Consider the following 257-nt stretch of genomic DNA (forward strand, 5'->3'; position numbering starts at 1 on the left):
ACCGTGCACGGGATCAAGCGCCGGTCGTCCTCGTTCAACACCGCGCGCGTCGATCATCTCTACCAGGATCCGCACGCCGGCAACGTGTCGTTCCTGATGCACTATGGCGACATGACCGATTCGACCAATCTGATCCGCCTGGTGCAGCAGATCCGGCCGACCGAGATCTACAACCTGGCGGCCCAGAGCCACGTCCAGGTCAGTTTCGAGAGCCCGGAATACACCGCCAACGCCGATGCGATCGGCGTGCTGCGGCT

1 protein-coding gene is annotated in these 257 nt (G+C 63.0%); it reads left to right on the forward strand.

Translation table 11 applies throughout. The annotated features are described in order from the left end of the window. On the forward strand, positions 1-257 hold a 257-nt coding region (locus AKL29_RS07370; RefSeq protein WP_152977465.1), incomplete at both ends, for a GDP-mannose 4,6-dehydratase.

It is taken from the genome of Bradyrhizobium pachyrhizi (assembly GCF_001189245.1).
GTDB lineage: Bacteria > Pseudomonadota > Alphaproteobacteria > Rhizobiales > Xanthobacteraceae > Bradyrhizobium > Bradyrhizobium pachyrhizi.